This is a genomic window from Haploplasma axanthum (genome assembly GCF_900660745.1).
GTDB classification, from domain to species: Bacteria; Bacillota_I; Bacilli_A; order Acholeplasmatales; family Acholeplasmataceae; genus Haploplasma; species Haploplasma axanthum.
Window position 1 is genome coordinate 1,300,674 of record NZ_LR215048.1, and the last position, 26,345, is coordinate 1,327,018.

The 26,345-nt window shown below is 27.9% G+C and carries 25 protein-coding genes; 2 read left to right on the forward strand and 23 right to left on the reverse strand.

Going from position 1 to position 26,345, the window contains the following annotated elements:
• Positions 1-25 precede the first annotated feature (25 nt).
• The 8 genes from EXC62_RS06080 to parE all read right to left on the reverse strand — a co-directional run bounded on the left by EXC62_RS06080 (position 26) and on the right by parE (position 9,984).
• On the reverse strand, positions 26-913 hold the full coding sequence (locus EXC62_RS06080; protein WP_026391111.1) for a DUF4097 family beta strand repeat-containing protein: 888 nt from the start codon (positions 911-913) through the stop codon (positions 26-28).
• Positions 913-1,470 carry a DUF1700 domain-containing protein gene (locus EXC62_RS06085; protein WP_026391112.1) on the reverse strand — a complete coding sequence of 186 codons (558 nt, stop codon included), beginning with the start codon at positions 1,468-1,470 and terminating at the stop codon, positions 913-915. Before EXC62_RS06085 ends, EXC62_RS06080 begins: the two co-directional genes overlap by 1 nt.
• Position 1,471: 1 nt before the next feature.
• Positions 1,472-1,780, reverse strand: a complete 309-nt coding sequence (locus EXC62_RS06090; protein ID WP_162140317.1) for a PadR family transcriptional regulator — start codon at positions 1,778-1,780, stop codon at positions 1,472-1,474.
• 129 nt (positions 1,781-1,909) lie between these two features.
• The gene (locus EXC62_RS06095) at positions 1,910-2,677 is read right to left on the reverse strand and encodes an AAA family ATPase (protein WP_162140318.1); all 768 of its coding nucleotides are present in this window, start codon (positions 2,675-2,677) and stop codon (positions 1,910-1,912) included.
• 72 nt (positions 2,678-2,749) lie between these two features.
• Entirely contained in the window at positions 2,750-3,799 is a 1,050-nt protein-coding gene (locus tag EXC62_RS06100; protein WP_026391115.1) for a hypothetical protein, read from the reverse strand.
• A gap of 2 nt (positions 3,800-3,801) precedes the next feature.
• Positions 3,802-5,445: a nucleoside kinase gene (locus EXC62_RS06105; RefSeq protein WP_052590094.1), complete on the reverse strand. Its 1,644-nt coding sequence runs from the start codon at positions 5,443-5,445 to the stop codon at positions 3,802-3,804.
• 13 nt (positions 5,446-5,458) lie between these two features.
• Positions 5,459-8,038, reverse strand: a complete 2,580-nt coding sequence (gene parC / locus EXC62_RS06110; protein WP_035375915.1) for a DNA topoisomerase IV subunit A — start codon at positions 8,036-8,038, stop codon at positions 5,459-5,461.
• Entirely contained in the window at positions 8,038-9,984 is a 1,947-nt protein-coding gene (gene parE / locus EXC62_RS06115) for a DNA topoisomerase IV subunit B (RefSeq protein WP_035375916.1), read from the reverse strand. The genes parC and parE overlap by 1 nt, the downstream gene beginning before the upstream one ends.
• Before the next feature lie 129 nt (positions 9,985-10,113).
• Here parE and plsY point away from each other — a divergent pair, with 129 nt between their 5' ends.
• Entirely contained in the window at positions 10,114-10,797 is a 684-nt protein-coding gene (gene plsY / locus EXC62_RS06120) for a glycerol-3-phosphate 1-O-acyltransferase PlsY (RefSeq protein WP_162140319.1), read from the forward strand.
• 100 nt (positions 10,798-10,897) lie between these two features.
• Here the strand turns inward: plsY and EXC62_RS06125 are convergent, their stop codons facing one another.
• From EXC62_RS06125 to EXC62_RS06155, 7 genes are all read right to left on the reverse strand, one after another.
• On the reverse strand, positions 10,898-11,128 hold the full coding sequence (locus EXC62_RS06125) for a YneF family protein (protein WP_035375918.1): 231 nt from the start codon (positions 11,126-11,128) through the stop codon (positions 10,898-10,900).
• 71 nt (positions 11,129-11,199) lie between these two features.
• Positions 11,200-11,739 carry a 16S rRNA (guanine(966)-N(2))-methyltransferase RsmD gene (gene rsmD, locus EXC62_RS06130; RefSeq protein WP_026391120.1) on the reverse strand — a complete coding sequence of 180 codons (540 nt, stop codon included), beginning with the start codon at positions 11,737-11,739 and terminating at the stop codon, positions 11,200-11,202.
• Positions 11,736-11,921, reverse strand: a complete 186-nt coding sequence (locus EXC62_RS06135; RefSeq protein WP_162140320.1) for a heavy-metal-associated domain-containing protein — start codon at positions 11,919-11,921, stop codon at positions 11,736-11,738. The genes rsmD and EXC62_RS06135 overlap by 4 nt, the downstream gene beginning before the upstream one ends.
• The gene (locus EXC62_RS06140; protein WP_052590096.1) at positions 11,908-14,076 is read right to left on the reverse strand and encodes a heavy metal translocating P-type ATPase; all 2,169 of its coding nucleotides are present in this window, start codon (positions 14,074-14,076) and stop codon (positions 11,908-11,910) included. Before EXC62_RS06140 ends, EXC62_RS06135 begins: the two co-directional genes overlap by 14 nt.
• Positions 14,069-14,437 carry an ArsR/SmtB family transcription factor gene (locus EXC62_RS06145; protein WP_035375919.1) on the reverse strand — a complete coding sequence of 123 codons (369 nt, stop codon included), beginning with the start codon at positions 14,435-14,437 and terminating at the stop codon, positions 14,069-14,071. Before EXC62_RS06145 ends, EXC62_RS06140 begins: the two co-directional genes overlap by 8 nt.
• 86 nt (positions 14,438-14,523) lie before the next feature.
• Positions 14,524-16,116, reverse strand: coding sequence for an ABC-F family ATP-binding cassette domain-containing protein (locus tag EXC62_RS06150; RefSeq protein ID WP_026391122.1), 1,593 nt, complete (start codon positions 16,114-16,116; stop codon positions 14,524-14,526).
• A 132-nt stretch (positions 16,117-16,248) separates the two neighbouring features.
• A complete protein-coding gene (locus EXC62_RS06155; protein ID WP_026391123.1) occupies positions 16,249-17,328 on the reverse strand; it encodes a phospholipase D-like domain-containing protein in 1,080 nt (359 codons plus the stop codon).
• A gap of 147 nt (positions 17,329-17,475) precedes the next feature.
• Here EXC62_RS06155 and EXC62_RS06160 point away from each other — a divergent pair.
• A protein-coding gene (locus EXC62_RS06160; protein ID WP_129747528.1) for an IS3 family transposase occupies positions 17,476-18,620 on the forward strand; the annotation gives its coding sequence in 2 pieces (ribosomal slippage) (positions 17,476-17,776 and positions 17,776-18,620; 1,146 coding nt in all).
• 69 nt (positions 18,621-18,689) lie between these two features.
• Here EXC62_RS06160 and EXC62_RS06165 read toward each other — a convergent pair.
• From EXC62_RS06165 to EXC62_RS06200, 8 genes are all read right to left on the reverse strand, one after another.
• A complete protein-coding gene (locus EXC62_RS06165) occupies positions 18,690-19,754 on the reverse strand; it encodes a M42 family metallopeptidase (protein WP_035375920.1) in 1,065 nt (354 codons plus the stop codon).
• Positions 19,755-19,756: 2 nt separating this feature from the next.
• Positions 19,757-20,326 (reverse strand): hypothetical protein, encoded by a 570-nt coding sequence (locus EXC62_RS06170; RefSeq protein ID WP_026391127.1) that lies wholly within the window; start codon positions 20,324-20,326, stop codon positions 19,757-19,759.
• A gap of 246 nt (positions 20,327-20,572) precedes the next feature.
• Positions 20,573-22,024, reverse strand: a complete 1,452-nt coding sequence (locus EXC62_RS06175; RefSeq protein WP_026391128.1) for a hypothetical protein — start codon at positions 22,022-22,024, stop codon at positions 20,573-20,575.
• A 59-nt stretch (positions 22,025-22,083) separates the two neighbouring features.
• Positions 22,084-22,452 carry a 50S ribosomal protein L20 gene (gene rplT / locus EXC62_RS06180; RefSeq protein ID WP_026391129.1) on the reverse strand — a complete coding sequence of 123 codons (369 nt, stop codon included), beginning with the start codon at positions 22,450-22,452 and terminating at the stop codon, positions 22,084-22,086.
• A 15-nt stretch (positions 22,453-22,467) separates the two neighbouring features.
• The gene (gene rpmI / locus EXC62_RS06185; RefSeq protein ID WP_026391130.1) at positions 22,468-22,668 is read right to left on the reverse strand and encodes a 50S ribosomal protein L35; all 201 of its coding nucleotides are present in this window, start codon (positions 22,666-22,668) and stop codon (positions 22,468-22,470) included.
• A 24-nt stretch (positions 22,669-22,692) separates the two neighbouring features.
• Positions 22,693-23,220, reverse strand: coding sequence for a translation initiation factor IF-3 (gene infC / locus EXC62_RS06190; protein WP_026391131.1), 528 nt, complete (start codon positions 23,218-23,220; stop codon positions 22,693-22,695).
• A 312-nt stretch (positions 23,221-23,532) separates the two neighbouring features.
• The gene (locus EXC62_RS06195; RefSeq protein ID WP_026391132.1) at positions 23,533-24,249 is read right to left on the reverse strand and encodes an acyl-[acyl-carrier-protein] thioesterase; all 717 of its coding nucleotides are present in this window, start codon (positions 24,247-24,249) and stop codon (positions 23,533-23,535) included.
• A gap of 4 nt (positions 24,250-24,253) precedes the next feature.
• A complete protein-coding gene (locus tag EXC62_RS06200) occupies positions 24,254-26,344 on the reverse strand; it encodes a bifunctional metallophosphatase/5'-nucleotidase (protein ID WP_162140321.1) in 2,091 nt (696 codons plus the stop codon).
• Between the last annotated feature and the right edge of the window lies 1 nt (position 26,345).

Below are 26,345 nucleotides of genomic sequence, written 5' to 3' on the forward strand. Positions count from 1 at the left end.
AACTTTTTATCGTTATCTCTAAATTTTAACTTATCGTGATACTTCCACTACTAATATTAATTTCATATATAATTTCAAATAATTCTAATCTATCAGATAGTTCATTATACTTTTCACCAAAGACTTTAATTGATCCGCTTGACGTCTTTGCTTTATATCCAATTTTATTTTTTTCTCTTTTATCTGTTACCCTAATACTACCACTATCAATTTTAAATTTATTCTTTTTTATATTATTATCAGTAATTCTTATTGAACCACTATCGATATTAATATCTAATATTTCACCAAAGATTTCAGCTATACTCACTCTTCCCGAATCAACATCAAATTTAGCACTATTTGTAGTTAACTTTGTAATAGTTGTGCTTCCTGAATCAATTGAAACATTTGTATTATTTAATACACCATTTTCAATCTTTAGACTTCCTGAATTAATTTTAATATCTAAGAAATCTGCTTTAATATTTTCTAGTTCAACAGAGCCTGAACTTGTAGTTAATTTAAGTTTCTTAACATCATCATTAGTCAAATTAACAATAATTGTGCTTACTTTTTTAGTAGCTCCACCAATTGAAACCCAAGGAAATTTAAATCTTGAATCTTTTTGTTTAATACTTAGTTTATTGTTATTTAATTCAAATCCAATTGTTTCTTTATTTTCATATAAATAATATTCGATAAAACTATTCTTTTCATCAGTTTTATTAATCTTAATATTTCTTGAATCACTATTGATTTCAATTTCATTCACTGAATTATCAATTAAATAATTTTCTTGTTTTACGTATCTGGAATCCCAAACAAAAACATCTTTAACACCACTAATGCTTCCACCTGCTACAAATCCAATAACAATTAAAAGGGCCCCAATAATAAACCCAAATAGTATGATTGCTTTAAATATCTTCATTATTTTTCACCTCTTTTTAAGACTTTACGACTAAAAACTTTTATTAGTGCATTATTAACTTTAACTGACCATTTCATAATATTATAGAAAATAACAACTAATATTGACATTACAACCATATAAACACCACTTGAAATCAATAAATTTCCTATTTCAATCTTATCTCTAAACAGTCCAATTATATAAGCTACCAATCCAAATGGGACAGCCACCATAACAATGATACTTGATAATATTAAAATATACATTACAATTATTATTACTAAATAAACCAATCCAATTGGAATTAGTAAAGGACTAGCAAACAAATATAACAATAATTTTCCTGATGTTTTCAAGCTATCATTTACTGTTTTATTTTCCCTTTCATTAATTGTTTTCGGATAATAATTTTTTCTTATTTCACTATACTCAATCGTTTTTTCTATATCTTCAAGTTTTTCACCATTATCAAGTCTATCATTAATCATTTCAACATAATATGAAATAATATCTTCTTTCTCTTCACTTCTTAAACCTCTGAGCTCATGCTCAATTTTTTTAATAATTTTTTTCATTTCATTCACCTTTCACAATCTTGTGATATGTAATCATGATTTCTTCCCATGATGTTACAAACTCATTTATATGATCTATTCCTTTTGGTTTTATCTTATAATATTTTCTATTTCTTCCATTATGAATAACATTATATGTTTCCAATTCATCAGCTTCTTCTAGTCTTCTTAATATTGGATATAATGTTGATTCTGATATTAGAATATATTTTGAAAGATTTGAAACTATTTCGTAACCATATGATTCTTTTTTTGAAAGTTCAGCTAGTACATAAATTTCAATAACACCCTTTTTTAATTGCACCTGCAAACATCCCACCTGCTTCCTTACGCATAATATTATACAATGCATAGTATAAGGTTGTCAATAGTATTGATTATAAAAATAAAAAGACTTCTAAATATTAGTAGAAGTCCTTAATTACTTATGAGATCATATTCATTCTTCTTCATCAAACAAATACTTCATATACCGTGTAGGTGAACTTAAAAACGATGTATAATCTCTAACTATTGGGTGATTTTCATACTCAGTAATGCTAATTTTATCTGAAAAATGATATATTAATGCATTTGGATATGCTAATAATATTGGTGAATGCGTACAAATAATAAACTGACTACCTTCATCAACATATTTTTTTATTAGTGAAATTAAGGTTAGTTGATTTTGAAATGATAACGGTGTTTCTGGTTCATCTAATAAATAGAGAGTCTTGCCTCTAAGTTTAGAAGAAAAAAAACTTATATAACCTTCTCCATGTGATGCCATCTTAAACTTGGAAACCATCGACTTCATTTTTTCAACATTTCCTTCATGCAATCCAATTTCTAGTATTTTCCCGAATGACTCTCTATTTCCATGTTTTTTTATTGATTGATTCAACAAATCCTTATTTTCTTGTTCTTCTTTTTCAATCCAACTTAAAAATGTATAAAAATCTTCGCTTTGAAAATAATAACCTCGCTTTAACTTAGTATTCCATGAAACAGAAAATCCCTTATACTTTTCAAATCTATAATCAATATTTTTAGAAACATTAATACTATTTGTTAATTGACTTATTATTCTTAATATCGTTGATTTCCCAGATCCATTTTCACCTGTGAAAAACACAACAGGTGCATTTAAATCTAAAGATTTAAACGCTATTGTACTATATGGATATTCATTTTTATCAATATCTTTCACTAGTTTTATTAGCATAATATTACTCCTTGTTTAAACATTTATATATAATAAAAGATTCCTAAATTAATAGAAATCTTTTAATCTTATTTATTCATCAAAGATGGAAATTTGTGAAAAATCCTTTTCTTGATCAACTAATACTTGCCATTTAGAACTTCTTCCACTTCCAATTGGCATTATTTTTCTTTCATCACGTAATCTTTGAAGGGTTCTATTAATTGTAGAATCACTAACTGTCGGATGCGCTTCACGTAAATCTTCTTTTGAAAATAATCTTTTGAATTTTAAAATAGTATTTTCCAAATTATCAGATTTATTTAAATTCCGTTCAAACTCATATTGATGTGCAATTTCATCTATTTCATTATAACTATCCATTAAGATCTTATAAACAATTTCCGTTAAATTATCAGTTTGTGAAAACTGACTTGCCCAATTATAGTTGGCTTGATTTAATGCGTATTGCCATGGCTCTTGATATTTAGCAAAGTAATGAAAAAATGAAACATATTTAAATATAGGGAAAGTTTGAAAAAGCATTGTATATAACAACATTAAAGCAATCAGTTCATTGTAATTATCAAATATTTTCATGTTAATAAAATCAACATAAAAGTTAGTTATTAATGTCGTTAATTCATATTTTTTTTCTTTAACAAGTTTTTTATATTGAACTATTAATTGTTCTAAATCTTCTCTTGTTAAACGAAACTTATTAGAAGCTAATAAACCGCCCTCATCAATTTTGTTTTTAGTCCAATTGATACTTGTATGGTCTTTACCTAACATTTTTGATAATTCTTGTGCCTCGTTAGTAATAAGTTCAAAACTATTATAACTTTTTTGAATTCGATCAACAATTCTCTTAACATTTAATAATAATTGCTCGTCTTTATTTTTTGGAACAAAATCTCTTTTAGAACATAATTTAATTCTTGCTTCAGTTAAATCTATTTTCAATATTTTAACAAGTTCAGTAACATCCTTCTCAAGGGTGTTATTAGTAAAAGCATCAATTTCTTTACTAAACAAATCATCATAGTAAAAAGTTTTTCCTTTTGATTCATAAAGATCAAGTAATAACATTAATGTTTCATTACGAACTTGTAGTCTATTGATATTTGCTAATGCTTTCATTATTACTCAGCGAAACTAGATCCACCGATAAATTCACGTAAAAGAGAATTAACAGGAACCAGTTCATCTTCAATATCTTTAAAGTATTTTAAGAATTTCAATAATCTATTTGCTGTAATAAAATGTTTACTACTTGATTCAACTGATCTCAATTGTTTAACCGCATGTTTTTTTAAAACACCAAATTCATATGTTAATTCACTATTAAAGACATAGTTAGCTTCTTTTTGGTATGGATAAATCCATTTGAATTCACCTTTTCTAACACTTGGCCACATATCAAATGTATCTTCAGCACTAGAATTACGATATTTTTGATCTCTAACTAGTCTTCTTAATAATCTTAAGTCTGTAATTGAAATTGGGTTTTGATTATCAATATGAAGTTGAGTTTGTGGAGCAATATAAACTTTAAACTTTTGATGATTTGGAATGCTCTTTGTAAGTAAACTGTTTAGAGCATGAATACCTTCAATAATAATTATTTCATCATGTTTAACTTTAACTTTTTTACCTTTTTCACGAGCATTCTTTGAGAAATTAAATTTAGGTAATTCAACTTCTTCGCCTCTAATTAAAGCTGCCATATCTTTGTTGAATAATTCAACATCTAATGCATTAATATGTTCTAAATCTGGTGAACCATCAGGATTTTTTGGTGCTTGATGCTTACCTAAATAGTAATCATCAATTGAAATCATGATTGGTTTTATACCTCTTGTTTTTAATTCGATACGTAATCTATTTGAAAAAGTTGTTTTACCACTTGATGAAGGTCCAGCAATTGCAATTAATCTAATATCATCTTTATTATCACTAATTAATTTTCCTAATTCAACAAGTTGTTGATTATGTTTAGTTTCACACATATTGACAAAATCAACTAAATCGTGATGTGTTTTTGAGAAACTATTAATTGCTGGAATCGTGTTTCCACCGATTGTTTGCCCCCATTGAGCAACTTTTCTTAATGCACCACCAAATACTGGTTCATCAATAAACTCTGGGATTTTACCACCAAATTCTGCTCTTGGATATTGAATTAAGAACCCTGGATTATATAAAAACATATTGTAAGTCTTTAAATAACCTGTTTCAGGTAACATATAACCAAACATATAGTTATAATACCCATCACATTCATAAAGGTTAACATATTCTTCTTCACGATATTTTAAAATTTCCACTTTATCGTGCATATTAAATTTAGTATATAGGCGTGTTGCTTCACCAACAGAAATTCTTCTTCGTTCGATTTTATAATTTGTTTTAATAATTCGATCAACTTCTGTTTTAATAGCTAAAAGAATATCATCATCTAATGGAAAACCAAGCCCATCAATTTCAGCTAGGATAGATCTAGATACACTATAACTAAATTTAACTTCTGATTTCGGATATAAATTATGAACAGCTTTAGCAATTACATATCTTAGAGTTGTTTCATAAATTCTAACTGCATCACTAGAATCATATCCTAAAAATTTAACATCAGCATCGTCACTTAACACATAATTCAATTCACGTAATCTTGAGTTAACATTTGCCGCTAAAACATTGTTTAGTTTAGCATCTTTTGCAACTTCCTCAAGTGTTGGTGGAACACTGTACTCAAATTTTTTTTCATTCACAGTAACATTTATCATTCATTTCCTCCTTTTAATCATCTTCAAATAAATCTAATCTTGAGAGATGAATTTTTTTATTTTTATTTATAATTTTTTCTTCTTCAACTACAGCATTTATTTCATCAAAAATAATCTTTTCAGGCTTTTTTTTGATAACTACCGGTACTTCATCAATAGCATCTTCTATAAAGATTTTATATCCTTTTTCAACATTTTCATCAAACATTTTCTTACCATACTTATTATAACTGTATTTATATTCTGAAACAGTAACTTCGTATGTTTGTTTTGTTGATGTAAGTAATGATTTAACATTTTCTTTTTCTTGATATTTTGATAATCTTGCTGCAGAAACTATGTAATGAGGATTACTCTTCAAGTTTTCAACAATTCGAATTCCTTTACGATTTCTACTATATACTGTTAATTCTGAAACATTATCCTTGATAATATGACCACGAACTGTAAGCATTACAAAATCATCGCTATCAAAAGCATAAAATGCTTCAACCAGTTCATCATCATCGCTAATCATCATTCCTTGGACACCACCAGCAGAACTTCCATATTCTGGTAAGTCAGCAGTTTTAAATCTAAGAGCATATCCTTGCTTACTTAAACCAATGATATTTTCTTTTTGATTCATATTGACACTAACTAATTCATCATCTTTTTGAAGTCTCATACCTCTAATTGCTTTTGAATATCTAGAAACTTCGAAATCTTTAAGTTTAGTTTGTTTCATATAACCATTTTTGGTTGCTAGTAATAGATTAATATCTTCATTGAATTCTCTAACATTAATAACTGATATTATTCGCTCACTTGCTTCAACCGGAACAATATTGCCAATATATACACCTAAGTCACGCCATCTTTGATCATCAATTTTATAGACTGGAACATAAATGTAATTACCTAAATTTGTAAATATTAGTAATGTATCTAAATTAGATATTTCACGATGGAAGATAAGTCCATCATCAGTTTTTAAACCAATTGTTTGACTTGCTTGATAGCTTCTTAGACTTGATCTTTTTACATATCCATCTTTCGTAACACCAATAATAACATTCTCATCACTAATTAGATCACGTTCATCAATCTTGATTGACTCAATCTCGTCTTCAATTGTTGTTTTACGTTTTTGACCAAGTTTTTCTTTACTAAATTGCAATTCTTCTTTAATAACTTCTTTTAAAACTCGTTCATCACTCAAGATTTCATTTAAGAATCTAATTTTCTTAGCTAACTCACCTGCTTCAGCTTGTAATGCTAATATATCTGTATTTGATAAACGATATAGTTGTAGTGTTACAATTGCTTCAGCTTGTAAGTCTGTAAATCCAAAACGTTTTTGAATATTTTCTTTTGAATCTGCTTTATTACTTGATTTACGAATAATCTTAATAATTTCTTCTAATACAGAAACCATTTTAATTAAACCTTCAACGATATGTTCACGTTTTTTAGCTTTATCTAATTCAAAGTTTGAACGATTAGTAATAACTTCTTTTTGATGGTCAATATAAGCTTTTAATAACGGTTTAACCCCAACTTGATATGGACGTCTATTCAAGATAGCTGTCATATTATAGTTATATGAGATTTGTAAATCAGTTGATTTGTATAGATAGTTTAAAATAAAGTTTGCATCAGCACCTTTTTTTAGTTCAATTGCAATTCTCATTCCTTGTTGATCAGTTTCATCTCTAACTTCTAAAATATCATCTATTTTTTTATCAACTCTTAACATATCAATTGAGCGAACAAGTTCTGCTTTATTTAATTCATATGGTATTTCAGTAATAACAATTCTCTCTTGATTTCTCGCCATTTCTTCAATAAATGTACGAGCACGGATAATAATTTTGCCACTACCAGTTTTTAATGCTTCTTTAATACCTTCTTTTCCTTGAACAATACCACCAGTTGGAAAATCAGGTCCTTTAATATATGAAATAAGTTTCGAATCACTTATCTCTTCATCATCTAAAAATGCAATTGTTGCATTAACTACTTCATTTAAGTTATGAGGAGGAATGTTGGTTGCATATCCAGCACTAATTCCTTTTGAACCATTAACTAAAATATTTGGAAATTTACTTGGTAATACTGTTGGTTCCAATTCTTCATCATCAAAATTTGGAACAAATGGAACAGTTTTTTTATCGATATCTTTAAGTAAATACTCAGCTGCTAATGATAATCTTGCTTCTGTATAACGCATTGCTGCGGCACTATCACCATCAATTGATCCATTATTACCATGCATATCAATTAATGGAACAAGCATTTTAAAATCCTGACTCATTCTAACCATAGCATCATAAATACTTGAATCTCCATGAGGATGGTATTTACCCATAACTTCACCGGCTATTCTAGCACTTTTTTTGTATGGTTTATTATGTTGCATTCCAAGTTCATTCATTGCAAATAAAATTCTTCTTTGAACAGGTTTTAAACCATCTCTGGCATCAGGTAATGCACGATCTTGAATAATATACTTAGAATATCTTGCAAAGCGCTCTGAAACTATATGTTCTAGGGGTTCATTAACTATTTTTTCTAAATATTCAGTAATTTTTTTAATGTTTTTACTTGCCATTATTTAGTTTCCCCTTTCTCAATATCAAAATCATCGACTACTTCAAAGTCAACGTAAGATTCAATCCAATCACGTCTAGGCTCAACCTTATCACCCATTAAGACTTCAATTTTCTTATCTGAAGCCGCTAAATCATCAATATTAACTTGAATAAGTGTACGTTTAGCTGGATTCATTGTTGTTTCCCAAAGTTCATTAGCGTTCATTTCACCAAGACCTTTATAACGTTGAATTGTATAATTCTTTTTACTTAAATATTCTTGCATTTCCTCATTACTCCAAGCATAAATAATCTCTTTACCGCTTGTTAATTTGTAGAGAGGAGGAAGAGCAATATATAATCTATTATCTTTAATTAAATCTTGCATAAATCTAAAAAAGAATGTTAATAATAAGACTTGAATATGTGCTCCGTCGGTATCAGCATCGGTCATTATAATTACTTTACCGTAATTAGCTTTTTTAACATCAAAATCATTTCCAAATTCCGCACCGATTGTATGGATAATTGTGTTTATTTCTTCATTCTTTAAAACTTGTTCGACATTTGTTTTTTCAGTATTAACAACTTTACCACGAAGAGGCAATATAGCTTGGAATTTACGATCTCTTGCTTGTTTAGCTGAACCACCAGCAGAATCTCCTTCGACTAAAAATAATTCATTAAGAATTTTATCTTTGCCTTGAGCAGGTGTAAGTTTTCCTGATAATGTTACTTCACCTTTATTTTTAGTTTTACCATTTCTTGCAGCTTCTCTTGCTTTTCTAGCTGCTTCTCTTGCTTTTTGAGCTGAAAATGCACGGTCAATTATTGTTTCAGCAAACTTTCTATTTTCTTCTAAATACGTTGTAAAGTAATCATAAACTAGTGCATCTGTTGCTGTTCTAGCATCTGGTGTACCTAGTTTACCTTTCGTTTGTCCTTCAAACTCTAAAATATTTTCAGGTATTCTTAAAGAAACGATTGCTGTTATTCCCTCACGAATATCAGAACCATCTAAATTGCTATCTTTTTCTTTTAAGAAATTATATTTTCTTGCAAAATCATTAGTTGCTCTTGTTAATCCTGTCTTTAAACCAACTTCATGTGATCCACCATCATTGGTTCTAACATTATTTACAAATGAAATAATCTTTTCATTATAACTCTTTGTAAATTGAATAGCAGCATCAACTTCAATAACACTTTTACTAGTTGTTTTATAACTAGATGTTATTAAATATGTTTCATTAATTGATTCTTTACCATCGTTAATAAAAGCAACATATTCTTTAATACCATCTTTGTAACAAAAAATATCTTTAACTTTATTTCTTTCATCTATTAATGTAATTTTTAATCCTGAAATCAAAAATGCTGATTGCCTTACACGCTCTTTAATAGTATCATATTGGAATAATGTTGTTGAAAAAATCTTTGGATCTGGTTTAAACCAAACACTCGTACCTGTCTTATTTGTATTTCCAATTTTTTCAAGTTTACCAATCTTTTTACCACCATTTTCAAATCTTTGGCGCCAAATAAAACCATCTCGATGGATGGTTACTTCTAAGAACTGTGATAGTGCATTAACAACAGAGGAACCAACTCCATGAAGACCTCCTGATACTTTATATCCACCATCTTCACTAAATTTACCACCAGCGTGAAGTTTAGTAAAAATAATCTCAGTTGTTGGTACTCCTGACTCATGCATTTTATATGGAACTCCACGTCCACTATCAGTTATTATTATACTATTATCATTTTTTATTACTATTTCTATTTCTTTACCATAACCGGCAAGTACCTCATCAATACCATTATCAACGATTTCCCATACAAGATGGTGTAGTCCTTTTCCATCCGTTGATCCAATATACATCCCCGGTCTTTTTCTAACCGCTTCTAGACCCTCTAGGATCTGAATCGATTTCTCATTATACTCATTATTTTTTTTGCTCATTAAATCACCACTTACTTTGTTTCTCATATTATACCAAAAAAGGAGATTATATTCAAATATTAATCTTTGTATAAATAACCTTTCTTTTTATTTTTTTTATTGTATAATATTATGCATGGAGGGTTAAAGATGAATTTACTTATTATAATTATCCTTGGCATTCTTTCATATTTACTAGGTTCAATTCCTAGTGGATATCTAATTGCTAAAATTGTAAGAAAAATTGATATAAGAAAATTAGGTTCAAACAGCACTGGAGCGACAAACACTTCAAGAGTATTAGGTTTCAAATATGGACTTCTTGCATTATTCTTTGATGCATTAAAAGGTATTATCATAATGGCTATTTTAGTTATTTTTAAATTAGATCAATATTACATCGTTAATATTTTTGATAATCCAACTAACATCTTAGCAATATACGGTTTAATATCTGTAATTGGTCATATTTATCCAATATTTCTTAATTTCAAAGGTGGAAAAGCAGTTGCAACATCATTTGGTGTGGTTTTATTCCTAACGCCATTACTAGCTTTAATGGGTGTTTTTATATTAGTTAGTATCGTTTATATAACTAAATATGTTTCACTTGCTTCAATTATTACAGGTGTTTCAATTTTCTTAGTTAGCATCTTCTTCGCAATTTTTAATGTTAATATAATGAAAGATATGGCAACACCAGGTTTACCACTCATACCAATTGAATATGCCATTGTTTATGGTCTTATGGCTTCAATAATAATTTTAAAACATAAACAAAATATTATAAGATTAATAAGCGGTGAAGAAAATAAATTTAGTATAAAAAAATGAGAATTTACTCTCATTTTTTTTATATTCTTTTAAGTTTTATGTAAATAATCTTAATTAAAGATTAATAAAAAATACGAGTTTCCTCGTATTCATACATTCATTATTTATATTGATTCATTGAATTTAAAATTTGTTTAACTTGACGTTCTGATGGTGTTCTTCCCATTTGACGCATCATTTCACGAATCATTTGTTCATTAACTGGTGGATTTTTAGCCAAGTAACGTTTAAACCATGCTCTTGCTAAAAAGAAACCAACAACTAGTCCTAACACCAAAGCGATAGCACCAATTCCAATAGCCCATCCTGTTGCAACTGCTAATATTAACATATAAACTACCTCCCTCTTACACATTTTAATTTTACTAGATTATCGCCTTAAATACAAGTGATAATTTATAATTAGTCAGAATTATTACTATAGATTACAATTTTCTTGATTCCATACGTTTTATTTTTAATGATTATAAAATCATTGAATGCTTCTGGTATATTAGTTTTTTTATCAGTTTCAAGAATTATTTTAGCATTTTTTGTAGTTTGATTTGAAATTTTTTCTAATAGTTTATCATAACTATTAAAGTTATATGGTGGATCTAAAAAAACTAAATCAAATTTTTCAGTATTTATTTTTAAAAATGTTTCATAATCTTTATTGTATATTTTCACATTGTTTAAAATATTTAATTTTAATGCATTATCATTTAAAACTGCACAGGCTCTTTTATTAACATCAACTAATGTAAGTTCACTAGCTCCAAGCGATAAAGCTGTAAAACCATATGATCCTGAGCCACCAAACAAATCAAGTACATTACCATTTATTTGGTATAGACTATTAAAAACAGCCTCTCTAACCATTGAGGCTGTTTCTCTTGTTGAATCAATTCCAACACGCTTGATTGAATTACCTTTAAATTTACCAGCGTGAATTCTTATCATATTTCTGGTGTAAAACCTGCTGCTTTAATTGCTTCTACAGCAGTATTAATATCTCTTTCATTTACTTCAACTTCATGATTCATTAAATCAATATTTCCATCAACACCATTTGCTAATAAAGATGTTTGAATTTTTTTAACACAGTGCATACATGACATATCATTTACTTTAATTGTTTTCATTTTTTATTTCCTCTCTATATTTAAATTTCCATAATTTTAAACTAAGTGCATTTAATACAACCATAATACTACTAAATGCCATTCCAAAACCCGCTAACATCGGATTAAACAATCCTAGAGCAGCAAGTGGAATCATGACTATATTATATATGAAAGCCCAAAAAAAGTTAAGATAAATATTCCTTAAAGTGGCTTTTGATAAATCTATTGCATATAAAACAGTTTTTAAATCATTATTCATTAATGTTACATCTGCAGTATCGATTGCTATATCTGCTCCTGTTCCAATTGCAAACCCAACATCTGCCATTTTTAGTGCTGGTGCATCGTTAATTCCATCACCAACAAATGCAACAACTTTTTCATGTTTTTGAATATCTTGGATAATATTTGCTTTTTCATGTGGTAAGACTTTTGCATATATTTTTTCAATACCTAATAATCCAGCAATATATTTAGCAGTTTTTTCTTGATCTCCAGTAATCATATATGGAGTTATATTTCTTCTTTTTAACTCTTTGATTAAGGCAAATGAACTTGGTTTCAATTCATCTGCAACAGCAATCATATTAACAATTTCATTATCAATAACTGTAAAAAAAACTGTTTTTCCTTCTTCTTGATATTTCTCATACTCCATAAATTCATTATTTAGTTTCAAGTTTTTTTCATTAATATAACTAATTGAAACAACATAAACTTGTTTTTTATTAATTATTCCTTTTATTCCATATCCAATTAACGTTTCAAAATTTTTAACATCTAAAAATTCATCTTTATAATACTTTGTTATTGAAGTTGCTATTGGATGATTTGAATGTTTTTCTAGTGATGCTGTATATTTTAAATACTCTTCATTTCCTAAGTAATTTGTAACATTTGGTTTACCATTTGTAAGAGTTCCTGTTTTATCAAATGCGATTGCTGTTATTTTATTAGCAATTTCAAAAAATTCTCCACCTTTATATAAAACACCTTCTTTAAATGCCATACCACTTGAAACACTAATACTTGTTGGTGTTGCTAGTCCAAGTGCACATGGACATGAAACTACTAAAACAGCGATTGCAGGAGATATTGCTCCACTAAATGTTTCTTTTGAAATAACTAAATACCCAATTAATACTAAAGCACTTAGTATAACAACAATTGGAACAAAAATACTTGAGATTTTGTCAGCAATTCTTTGTGCTTTTGGTTTTATAAGTGAAGTTTCTTCAACAGTTTGAATTATTTTCGCTAAAACTGTTTCACTTCCAATTTTTGTAACTTTTATTTTAATTGTTTCCATAATATTCATTGATGATCCTATTACCTCATCACCTTGTTTTTTAACAACTGGCATCGATTCACCCGTTAACATAGATTCATCAACATAAGTTTTTCCTTCAATGATTATTCCGTCAACAGGGATTTTATCATATCCTTTAACAATAACAATATCATCAATTACTACATCATCAATTGGAATTGTTACTTCTATTCCATTTCTAATAACAATCGCTTCCTTAGCACCTAAGCTTAAGAGTCCTGTTAGGGTCGCACTTGTTTTTGCTTTAATTCTGTTTTCAAAATAGTTCCCAATTAAGACCATTAAAATAATTACTGCTGTCGTTTCAAAATAAAGATCATGAGTATGACCATGATTCTTGATAGTTGTAAATATGCTATATAAATATGCACTTGTTGTACCTATAACAACTAAAGAATCCATTCCTAAGTTTCTTGCTTTAACTGAATGCCAAGTGGCATTAAAAAATCTTCTTCCTGAAATAAATAAAACTGGTGTTGCCATTATCCATTGAAAATATCCATTCATGAAAATACTTGGAACTTTTATAAAAGTGGCTCCAAGATGCTCAAACATTGTAAATAAAAGTGGAATAGTAAAAATAATTGCAATCACTAAATCAATTAAATCTTTTCTTTTTGATTTTTTTTCTTTTTCATCATCTTTAATTCCATAATAACCAATTTGTAATAATTGATCAAATAAAAAATCTTCATTATACTTTGATTCGTCATATGTGAATATTACTGCGCTTGATGTTACTAAAACTTTTGCGTTAATATCTGTCATTTTATTGAAATGTTGTTCAATTGTTTTGGCACAATTAGTACATGTTATATTGCTTACTTTTATTCTTTTACGCATTTTTTTCACCTTGAATGAATTTATTTACACTATTAATGATTGTTGAAACATTTTCATCATTTAGTTTATAATAAACCATTTTTCCTTTTTTTGTTGATGTAACTAAATTATATTTCTTTAATGTCTTCATTTGATGTGAAACTGCACTTTTAGTTACACCTAACAAATGACCTAAGTCACAAACGCATAGTTCGTGATCTTTAATTGCTTCTAAAATTTTAACTCTTGTAAAATCTGCCATTATTTTAAAAAAATCACTTATCTCATTAATTTTTTGATTACTTAATATTTGTTCCTCTACCTCATTTAAAACATCTTCATGAAATATCGTACAATTACAATTATCGCCACAAGTCTTCATAATTACCACCTTTCAGTTGAATGATTACTCAACTATTATATAACCATAATTTACTTTTGTCAATAAAAAAACAGCCTAAGCTGTTTCTATTTCTTCATTTGAATTTCTAGATATTCATCATATGTCATTGGTTGATCAATGATTGTTCCATCTTCTTTAATTTCAATTATACGGTTAGCTGTTGTTTGAACTAACTCATGGTCAGTCGATGAAAATAAAACAACTCCCTCAAAAGAACTCATACCTTTATTTAAAGATGTTATTGATTCCATATCTAAATGGTGTGTTGGTTCGTCAAAAATCATTAAGTTTGAACCTTCAAGCATCATTCTAGATAATAAAACACGTACCTTTTCTCCACCTGATAATACTTTAATCTCTTTAAACACATCATCACCTGAGAACAACATTCTTCCTAAGAATCCTCTTAAAAATGCAACTTCCTTATTTTCAGTATAATTTGATAACCAATCAATGATTTTGTCATTTCGAACAAATATTTTTGAATTATCGCGTGGGAAATATGACTTTGAAACAGTTTCACCAAATTTAAATGATCCTGAATAATTTGCATCATTGCCTAGTAAAATTTCAAATAGTGCAGTTTTTGCTTTTTCGTTGTCTCCAACAAAAGCTACTTTATCGTTTTTACCTAATACAAATGATACATTATTAAGAAGTTTTTTCCCATTTTCTTCTTTAGTTAGTTTTTCAACTGTTAAAATATCATCACCAAGTTTTTTGAAAGCTTGGAAATTAACATATGGATATCTTCTTGTTGATGGCTTTATCTCTGAAACTTCAATCTTATCAAGTAATTTTTTTCTTGATGTTGCTTGTTTTGATTTTGATGCATTCGCACTAAATCTTGCAATAAAATCTTGTAATTCTTTAATTTTTTCTTCTGATTTTTTATTAGCATCTTTAGCTTGTTTAAGCATCAATTGACTTGATTCATACCAGAAATCATAATTACCAGCATAAAGTCTAATTTCTTTATAATCAATATCTGCTATATGCGTACATACTTTATTTAAAAAATATCGATCGTGAGAAACAATAATTAATGTATTTTTAAATTCAATCAAGAATTCTTCTAACCATCTAATCGCTGCTATATCCAAATTGTTTGTTGGTTCGTCTAATAATAAAACATCTGGATTACCAAACAATGCTTGTGCTAATAAAACTTTAACTTTCAGTTTACTATCAAGATTTGCCATTTGTTCATAATGATATTCTGTTGATAGTCCTAAACCATTTAGTAAGACTGCAGCATCAAACTCTGCATCCCATCCGCCTAAATGATCAAAAATTTCTTCAAGTTTTCCTGCTCTAATTCCATCTTCATCATTAAAGTCTGGTTTAGCATATATTGCATCTTTTTCTTTCATTACTTGATATAGTTTTGTATTTCCCATAATTACGGTTTCTAAAACAGTGTAGTCATCGTAAGCATGATGATCTTGTTTTAAAAAGGAAAGTCTTCTGCTACTTTCAATAAATACTGTTCCGTGTGTTGGCTCAATCTCTTTTGATAATACTTTTAAAAAAGTAGATTTTCCACTTCCATTTGCACCAATAATGCCATATGCATTACCTTCTGTAAATTTAATTGAAACATTTTCAAATAAAATTTCTTTTCCTAATTGTACTGTCAACTTATTTGTTGATAACATTTTAAATCACCTCATATAATCCTTACTATGATATCATATTTAAATGATATTTGGTAGGGATTTTACACCTTATTTATTGTTAAAGAAACAAAAAAAGGCATTTATTACCTTTAAAAGTAAAACGCCTTATATTTAACTGAAAATTGATTCAAAAAAAGCTTTTATTTTAGAGTACTTAAAATCTTTAACTTTGGCTTTTACACATTTAGATTTTAATATTTTGTATTGTAAAGACCATTCATCAACGATACTTTCGTTTTTAATTGAAATAACTGATTGTCTAAATTTTATTCCTCTTTTAGTAATTTGAGTAGAGCCTATTATTACTTTATTATCAAGCAAAAAAGTATTTGCTGTTATTCGTCTATCACTTAAGTAAACATTAACATCTTTATTAACTAATTTTTTTAATATTTTAAGATTCAAATTTGTTAGATATCGTGTCTTTCGATTAGTAATAATCTCAATTTTTATTCCTCTTTTTTGAGCTTTTAATATTTCTTTAAGTATCGACTTATTTGCGAAATGCTCAGTAACTAGGTACATTTTTTCAGTAGTTCTATAAATAAGATCAATCATAACTTTTTTCATATTTCTTTTTTTATTAAAAATGAAATCTAGTTTCTTTTCAAAATCAAATGAACTATCATCATTAAGTCGCTTTTCAAAAAATTTAATTGTTTCTAAATCAATAATTTTGATCATATAATTTTGATTTTCTTCATATTCATTATTGTCTTCATATTCTCTGTCTTCAATACCCATGCCACCAAGAGTAAGGACTTTTTGATCAATTAAATAGAAACATGAACAATCCTTAGATAATGTTGTGTCAACACTAACGTTTGGGTAAGACAAAAGTTCTCGCAAATTATCATTATATACTTGCTTATTTTTATTTAGCGTATAAGGCTCACGATAACCTGAATTAGCATAAAAAAATGATTTTAAAGTAAGTTTCCAAGGTATTTCTTTATGAAATAAACTTGCTTTATCATCACTACTTTTTTCAAAAACTGAACCATATAAATCTTTATATATAGTAATATCCACATTACGTTTTGCTGCATTAATTAAATGTTTTAAAACCAAATTCCCTACATAATCATCACGCCATATGAACATCTTTATTATTACTTCATTTTTAGCATTATCAATTGACTCACATATTATATTAAAGGTATCTTTTCCATTAGCAAGCAAATTATACATTTCATCACCTACAACATATTATAGGCATATAATACCACAAAATAAAAAAAGAAACTATTGGAACTGACCCAAAGGGTTGGGACTAAATAAAAAAAATACACTTCTATTAGTTTCATTGTAAAATGAAATTAATGGAGGTGTTTTTTAATGTCTAAAAATAAGAATACATTTTATACAGAAGATATAAAACTTAAAGCAATAGAAATGAAAGCTGAGGGTATACCTGTAAAAGTTATAAAGGAAAAGTTAGGTATTAAATCAGATTCTCAAGTCTATACTTGGTGGTATTGGTTTAGGGATGGTGAACTAAATAGATTGAAACAACCAATTGGTAAACAGTATAGTTTTGGTCATGGACCTAAACTAACAACAGATGATAAGTTATCACAACTCGAGGCACAAAATAAAATACTAAAAAAGTATATAAGTTTGAAGGGAGGATTGATCAAAAAATAGTCATTGATGTAGTTAATCATTTTAAAGATAAAATGACTAGAAAGACGATTTTAGATACATTAGGAGTAAGTAAATCAACTTATTATCGCTGGCTAAACAACAAATCAGATAATGTTTTAAGTGATTTAGAATTAGCAATAATTGAACTTTGTAAGAAAACAAAGTTCAGATATGGTTATAGAAAAATTCACCAACTAATTAACAAAGATTTCAGTGCATCAAAGAATACAGTCCAAAAGTATATGCAAAAACATAACTCACAGTGTCGTGTTAAAGTTAAAAAGTATCGTAAAACTGGTGAACCAATAGTTACCGTAGAGAATATAATTAATAGAGATTTCACCGCAACAAGACCTTTTGAAAAATTAGTAACAGATATTACATATTTACCGTTTGGTTCAAAAATGCAATATCTATCAAGTATTATCGATGTATATAATGGTGAGATAGTCGCTTATACAATATCGGACAAACAAAACTTAGATCTGGTGTTTGATACGTTAAATCAATTACCTGAACTAACTGATGATTGTATATTACATAGTGATCAAGGTTCGGTATACACTTCAGGTCAATATCAATACAAGGTAAAAGAAAAAGGCATCATCATGAGTATGTCCCGAAAGGGAAATCCTGCTGACAATGCCTTGATCGAATGTTTTCATGGTAACTTGAAGCATGAAACATTCTATTTAGAACCCCATCTACAAAGTTCTAATGAAATTGTATCACAAACTGTGATAGAATATATAAAATTTTATAATGAAACTAGAATACAAGCGAAACTTAATTACTTATCACCTATTGATTATAGGTTGATTAATAATTATGTTTAAATTCTTTTTATTCATTCCCATTAGTTTGGGTCAGTTCCATTGTTTTGTCAATAATTTCAAGTTTTTTTATTATTCAAAATCAAATAAAATCTTATTTACTGTTTCAGCATTCAATCTTCTTAATACTTCAGTCATTAGTTTAACCGTATTTTGGAAGTCTTCATAATGAATTACCGAAGTATGTGAATGCATATAGCGTGTTGGAATACAAATTGAAAGTGCAGCAGCTCCACTATGTGATAAGTGCATTTCTCCAGCATCTGTTCTTCCACCATTTATAACGCCTTCTTGGTATGGAATGTTTAATTCTTTAGCAATATCAATTACAAACTTTCTTAATCCTCGATGTGCTATTAAACCACCATCGAAAAGTAGGATTTGTGGTCCCTTACCTAATGTTTGTTCTTCAGAAACTGAACCTGGAACATCATTCCCAAACCCTGTGTCGATTGCAAATGCTATTTGTGGCTCAACAACATATGAAGTTGTTTTGGCTCCTCTTAATCCTACTTCTTCTTGGACAGTAAATGCACCAAATAATTTATTATCAAGTTTTGTATCTTTTAAATTTTTCAAAACTTCAATAACAACAGCACTACCAATTCTATTGTCCCATGCTTTACCTAATAAATAGTTTTTATTACCTAATTCACGGAACTCTTGAAGCGGAGTAATCATATTCCCTGGTTCAATACCAAGTTTAATTGCTTCTTCTTTTGAAGATACACCAACATCTAAGAACATATCATCAATGTTAGCAGCTTCTTTTCTTTTTTCTAGTGGAATAATATGTGGTGGTTTTGATCCTGTTACACCAATAACAATTCCCTTTTTAGTTGTTATTTGCCATTCTTGAGCAAGCATTACTTGTGAATACCATCCACCAAGGGTTTGAAACTTAATAAAACCTTCATTAGTAATCCCTTTGACCATTAAACCTACTTCATCCATATGACCACCAATTAAAATATGTGGTCCATTTCCTTCTTTTACTCCAATAACAGAACCTAAATTATCTTTTTTTATTTCTGTTACCAATGGTTTAATTTCTTTTTCAATTAATCTAGCAACTTGAAATTCGTTTCCAGGAACTCCATTTGCTTCAGATAGTTTTTTTAATAATTCTTTTGACATTTTTATTCCTGCTTTCTATCCTTACTTGGTTTTTTTAAATGAATTAATCCTACAACTAATAAATATAGCCCAGTTAATACTAGAGCTGCGAATGTCGCAATTTTAATGTTTGAATCAATAAAGTTTTTTGCATAAATCCATGTCCCCATAATTGTGGATACAAAATATGCTAAAAATCTCCATCCTCGTGCACTTACTTTACCTTCAGTACCTAAGTATAATCCAATTCCACCATCCATAACAAGTGCAATACCAAACCAAAGTGATCCATTACCTAAGTTAACGATATTTTCACCAAATAATGGTAAGATAAATCCAAGAATAGCTGCTACTAATAAAATAATGAACTCTGTTGTTCTTAATGTTTTTGATAATTTACTTACATTTTTACTTATTTTAGGTAGTACAAATAAAACTGCAAAAACAATTAATCCAACTGCAATAACAATATTTCCAACCGTTGTTGTTAATGAGAAAACTCCTTTATCTACCATATAAGAAATAAATCCATAAAGTAATAATAATGAACCTAATACAATTGATACCCATGGTACTTTTTTAAATATTTTCATATAAGCCCCTCTTTCATTTTGACTAAATATATTATACTACAATTTTAGTATAAAAAAAACTTAGGAAGATTGTGAGAACGAATAAATTTAAAGTGGGTATTTCCTTTTCTATATTTCGGGATTCCAATAAATGGCCTTCACACCTATATAGTTTAAATTCCCGTTCCAAAGCTTTGGGTTCCACTGGTTTCTTCCTAAGGTAATATTACTTTATCATTTAGGATTAATTTTGTCAAGAATTTTTGCTTAATAATACACTGAAATTCTTACATATGATCCTCTATTTATCATTAGTTCTAATAATAAATCTCTAACTTTTGATTCAATAATGTAATCAACATTATTGACTCTCATGTCAATTCTAACTGTATAAATATTTTCCATATCTAAATCTGGAATTCTTGTAACAGAGTATTTATCACTAATATTATTAATATCTTCTAAACTATTAAAATAAGCGACCATACTGATGATAATATTTGACTTTATTTCTAGTTTTTTTAACAACTCTGCTAAATAAACAGTTCTTGCTATTATATATCCATCATTATGAAAGAAATTTTTTTCATAATTTTGTTTTTCTTTATCCATATCAACATTGTATGTAACTTGATTTTCAAATAATGATTCCAAGTAATCCGCAAATTTTCCAATTCTTTTTTCATCGTTATAATGGAAATCAGTATATATTGTAACTTCATTTTGATTATACGTATATGCAGTAATAAAAAATCTATAAATATCTGCATATACAATAATGTTATGAAATACCTTATTAAAATTATTATTATTAGTTTTAATTTTAAAAACAGCATTCAAATAAAATGCATCACTATATACAAACGGTTCAAATAATGCATTAGCATGCACGTGAACTTGTCTATCATTATCATAGTAATAATAATCTTCGTAAACAATTCTGCTTCTAAAACTGAAATATTGATAAATTCCTGCAGCAATTCCTAGTATTATTGTTCCAGTTCCTAAAATAACTCCTAGGTATTCTGGTTTCACTATAAAATACATTGAATATGCTACTGGTGGGAAAACTGATACAGTTAATAAATTAAGCATTGATTGAAATCCTTTTTTATATAGAATAACTGTTAAGAAAACTAAAATGATTACACTATATGAGGTTGCAAAGAATGTATGTATATCAAAATTTTTAAGTAAATTCACTAGATTATTTACTTCTCTAAGTAATAAAAATACTGCTACCATTGCCATTATTATTGAAATTGCTTGTCGAAGTTTTAAATAACTAGACTTAGTATAAATTTTTCTTGTTTGTGGTAAATGGTAATAACTCTTAATTTCCTTACGATATTCATAATATGGTGCATATGATCCTCTTATATGACCAATAATTGATCCTTCTTCTGGAAATCTTTTTTCAATTATATTTTCAAAATCTGCTAAAGGATTTAAAACAAATAAAAATGTTCCAATAACGATTAATGCACTATCATATTCTGTAAATAAAACTAATAATATTGCTAAAAACATTCCGTAAATTAATGAACTAACTAATTTGCCTAATCCACCAAAAACATAAACAAGCACATAAGTTACAAAAATAAGCTCAATCGCAAGAATTATTCTTCTTTGATTTAAGCCGCCACTAAAAAAACCAACAAAAAATGTTAGCAACATAATAACTAATGTAATTATTAAGATATTTAGTCTTTTCTTCATTATGCACCTCTCTATATCATTATAAAACAAAAGCGCGGATTTTTCCACGCTTTAGGTCATTATTTACTTGCTTTTGTAATTGCTTTTTGTGCAACTTTTACATATTCTGCAAAGTCTTTTGGTTCATTAACTGCTAAATCAGCTAACATTTTACGGTTTACATCAACACCAGCTAATGCTAATCCATGAATTAATTGTGAATATTTAATATTATTTAAACGTGCAGCTGCATTAATTCTTGTAATCCATAATTTTCTGAAATCTCTCTTACGACGTTTACGGTCACGGTATGCATAAGCACGTGAACGCATAACTTGTTCATGAGCTGTTTTATAAATTGTTCCTTTTGAAACAAAATATCCTTTAGCTGCTTTAATTATTTTTTTACGACGACGTCTTGTTACTACTGTATTTTTTACTCTAGCCATTTTTATTCCTCCCGATTATAACATATTTGAAATAAGGCGTTTAATTCTTTTTTCATCGGATGGATGTACCAATGTAGTGCCTCTCAATTGTCTATTTTGTTTTGTTGTTTTTGATTCTGCTAAGTGATTTTTATAAGCGTGTCCTCTTTTAATTTTTCCTGTAGCAGTAATTTTAATACGTTTTTTTAAACCACTATGTGTTTTAGTTTTTGGCATATTATTTTTACCTCTTTCTTCTTATTAGTTATTATTAATTGGTGCAACAACTGCAACCATTTGTGAGCCTTCTAGTTTTGGTTTAGCTTCAACCAATACCATATCTCCAAGTGCATCGATAAATTTTTCGACAACTTCGCCACCTAACTGACTATGTGTAATCATTCTACCTCTAAAGCGTAAAGTTATTTTTACTTTATCACCTTTTTGGATAAACTTTTTCGCATTGTTTAGTTTAGTATTAAAATCATGTTCCCCAATTGTTGGACTTAATCTAATTTCTTTTACGTCAACTATATGCTGATTTTTCTTCATTTCACGCAATTTTCTTTGTTGTTCGTAACGATACTTAGAATAATCCATCATCTTTGCAACCATTACTTTTGCTTCTGGTGCTACGACTACTAAATCTAAATCTTTTTCATATGATAATTTAATAGCTTTGTCTCTTAGCATTTTACCAAGGTTATTGCCTTCATTATCAATTACTAAAAGTTCTACATTTGGAATGTTCTCATTAACTAGTTCTGTGTTTTTTTTAGTTACTCTAATGGAATTCGCCTCCTATTTTTTTTAGAATAAAAAGAAAAGTGAGTACCACAAGGACCCACTAAAAAAAATGCTACATTGTTTTTTGTGCCATTTTGCCCATGAATGAATCATCAGGCGAGAGGGATCTCTTCTTTCCACTTATTCAATTTATACCTATGTAATTTTACCACATATTTATTAAATGTCAAGTATAACTAAATACTTTTGTTCGTTTTTATATCTTTAAAAGAAAAAAACTAAATCTTTCTCTTTTATTTCTTGTATTGTAAATCCTCACTAGATCCTAAGTTAATTTATATGATTAAACTTATTTTACTGGAAAGTTGAGAATTCAACAATCGCACAGTTTTCATCTTCTTTATTTTTTAAAACAAATATATATTTACCATCTTCTTCAATTAAATATATTTTAACTAAGTCACCAAGTTGAAATGATTTCATATACTCTGCTCTAATTCGGTTAAAACTAATATCTTCATCAATACTATCAAGAGCAAATGTTATATAATGTGCATTGTTAACATGATGGTATCTATCTATATGAGATTTTTTAATTTGTAATTGGTCAATATATTTTTCTGTTCCAGTTTGGTATTTTATTTTTCTCGGTAAATGTTCAAAAGTTTCATCTGCCAAACCATCACCAATTGTTTTTAATATTTCTTTAGGAAGTCTGTTTGGTATATATGTTTCTAAGTTAACATACGCACCAAATGCATTTGTCTTAATAATTTTTTCGCCCTTTTCATTAACTAAATAAATGTGTCTATAACCACTTAAAATATTTGTATTATATGGATATGTTGCTACAAATACTTTTTCACCAAATTTTGGTTTCTTCAAAATATCAATTTGTCGATATAACAAAAAAACACCTAAATTATTATCCATTAGATATTTTGTAAATTCTTTCAAACTTAAAATGTGCATTCCTTCAACATCTTGAAGAGCATTAATGATCGCAGTTTCTTTCATTTCCCCATTGTTATCAACATGACTATTTGAAATTAATAATTCAATATTATACATCTTATCACCTAAAGTAATTATAACATATAAAAAGAAAAAACCCTTTAAAAAAAGGATTTTTTTGGTTAACTAATATCTCACTTTCGGAACTAAAATGTGTTTCACCGTTCGCTTTTAATTTCTTTAAAACTTCATACATATCACCGTAATCTTGTTCGTTTTTATATGTGTAATCAACAAATTCACTATAACTATAGAATACATAATCATTAGTTGTAACTCGGTATATTTCATTATCATTGATATTCAATAAATCATTTGATGCATATAAACTTTGATTTTTAAGTATTTTTCTTAACTCTGATCCTTTAACATCAAAACCTATTACACGATTATCAAAAGGAAATATTTGGAATATATCTGCAGCCGTTATTTCTTGACCTCGATAAAGTTCACTTCTTGTTCCACCGCTATTTTGAAATCCAACTACTGCTCCAGCTTTTTCTTTCATAACTTTACTTATGTAATTTGCAAGTACATCCCTAGACATATTTTCACCAGCAATCAAAACAACTTCTTCATACAAATGTTTAACTTGATTATAGTATCTATCAACTATTTTTTTAACTTCTACGTCTTCCGCTTCTAATAACTGTTCATTATATTGATCTAACATTTCATTTGTTTGACTATTAACAAAAATATTTTCATTTTCTATTTTGTATTTAAAGTTTATATTAGAAACATAATAACCATTTGCTCCTGCTTGTGCATACTGAACTTTTTGATAATCGTTTCTATTAATCTCTCCATAGTATTTTTGATGTGTATGGGCATTATATATTAAATGAACCTTATCAAGATTTGCAAGATTCTCCATAAGTCCTTGACCTAATGTATAACCATGTACTGATACCACAATCATATCAACTTGATCTTTAATAATATCAACATACTTTTGTGCTTCTTGATATACATTTGAAAAATAATAATCGTTTACGCGTTGTTTGGCAATACTAGTTTCAAGACCATCACCCATTAATCCAATTATACCAACTTTAATATTACCTTTATTTACAATAGTGTAGGCATCAAGAAATTCCGGCATTTCATCAGTACTTTTTAATTTAACATTAGCCCCTAAAATTGGAAAATTAGCTTTAACTCCTGATGTTTTAGGATTGAAATATTTTAAAATTGTTTCTAATCCCCAATCAAACTCATGATTACCAATAACAAAAGCATCTAAATTCATTGAATTTAATGATTCAACAATAACAGCACCACGATTATCATTTGATATTAATTGCCCCTGAAACATATCTCCACCAGTAATAAAGACTGTATTATCTGGATTTTCTAATTTTTTAGATTTAATTAAATTAGCAATTTTCGCTACACCCATCTCATTTTCTTTATTTAAAACAGCACCATGAGTATCATTAATATAATAAAAATCTAACATATTAGTAACTTCTTGATTATTAATTCGTTCATATTTAGCTGTTAATGTAATATCATTGTTAGCTGGTTTTGAATTATCATATTTAATTCCATCAACTGTCCAATAAAGAAATTTATATCCAATTTTATTTGGAGCATCAATTAATTTAAGAATTTTACCTTCACTAACTCTTGTTATTCTATGTACATTATTATCTATATAATACTTTACTTCATGACCAACTTCAGTATATTTTGCCACTAAAACTAAATCATTAGAAATTATTGTTTCAAATGAAAATTTTTCATTATCATTCATCCAATATTCGAATTGATAACCATCTCTTTCTGGTCCATCAACAAATTCAAGTTTCTTCCCCTTAATTACTTGCTTAACAATAAATTCTTCACCATCTACTAAAAACTTTACATTAAAATATTCTTCATTCTTTGCAAACTTAGCATCCAATCTTATGTTTTTAGTTATTATCGTATCTTCCTCAAATTTTTCTTCACCTTCAAGCCAATACTCAAATGTATAACCATCTTTTTTTGGAGTATCAACCTTTTCGATAGTTTCTTTATCCAAGATATATTGTGTTTTATATAATTCACTATCAACATAAAACTCAACTTTATGCTTTTTAGGTACACAACCAACTATTACTATTGCAGTAACTAGAAAAAGCATTGTCATTAAAATTTTCTTCATA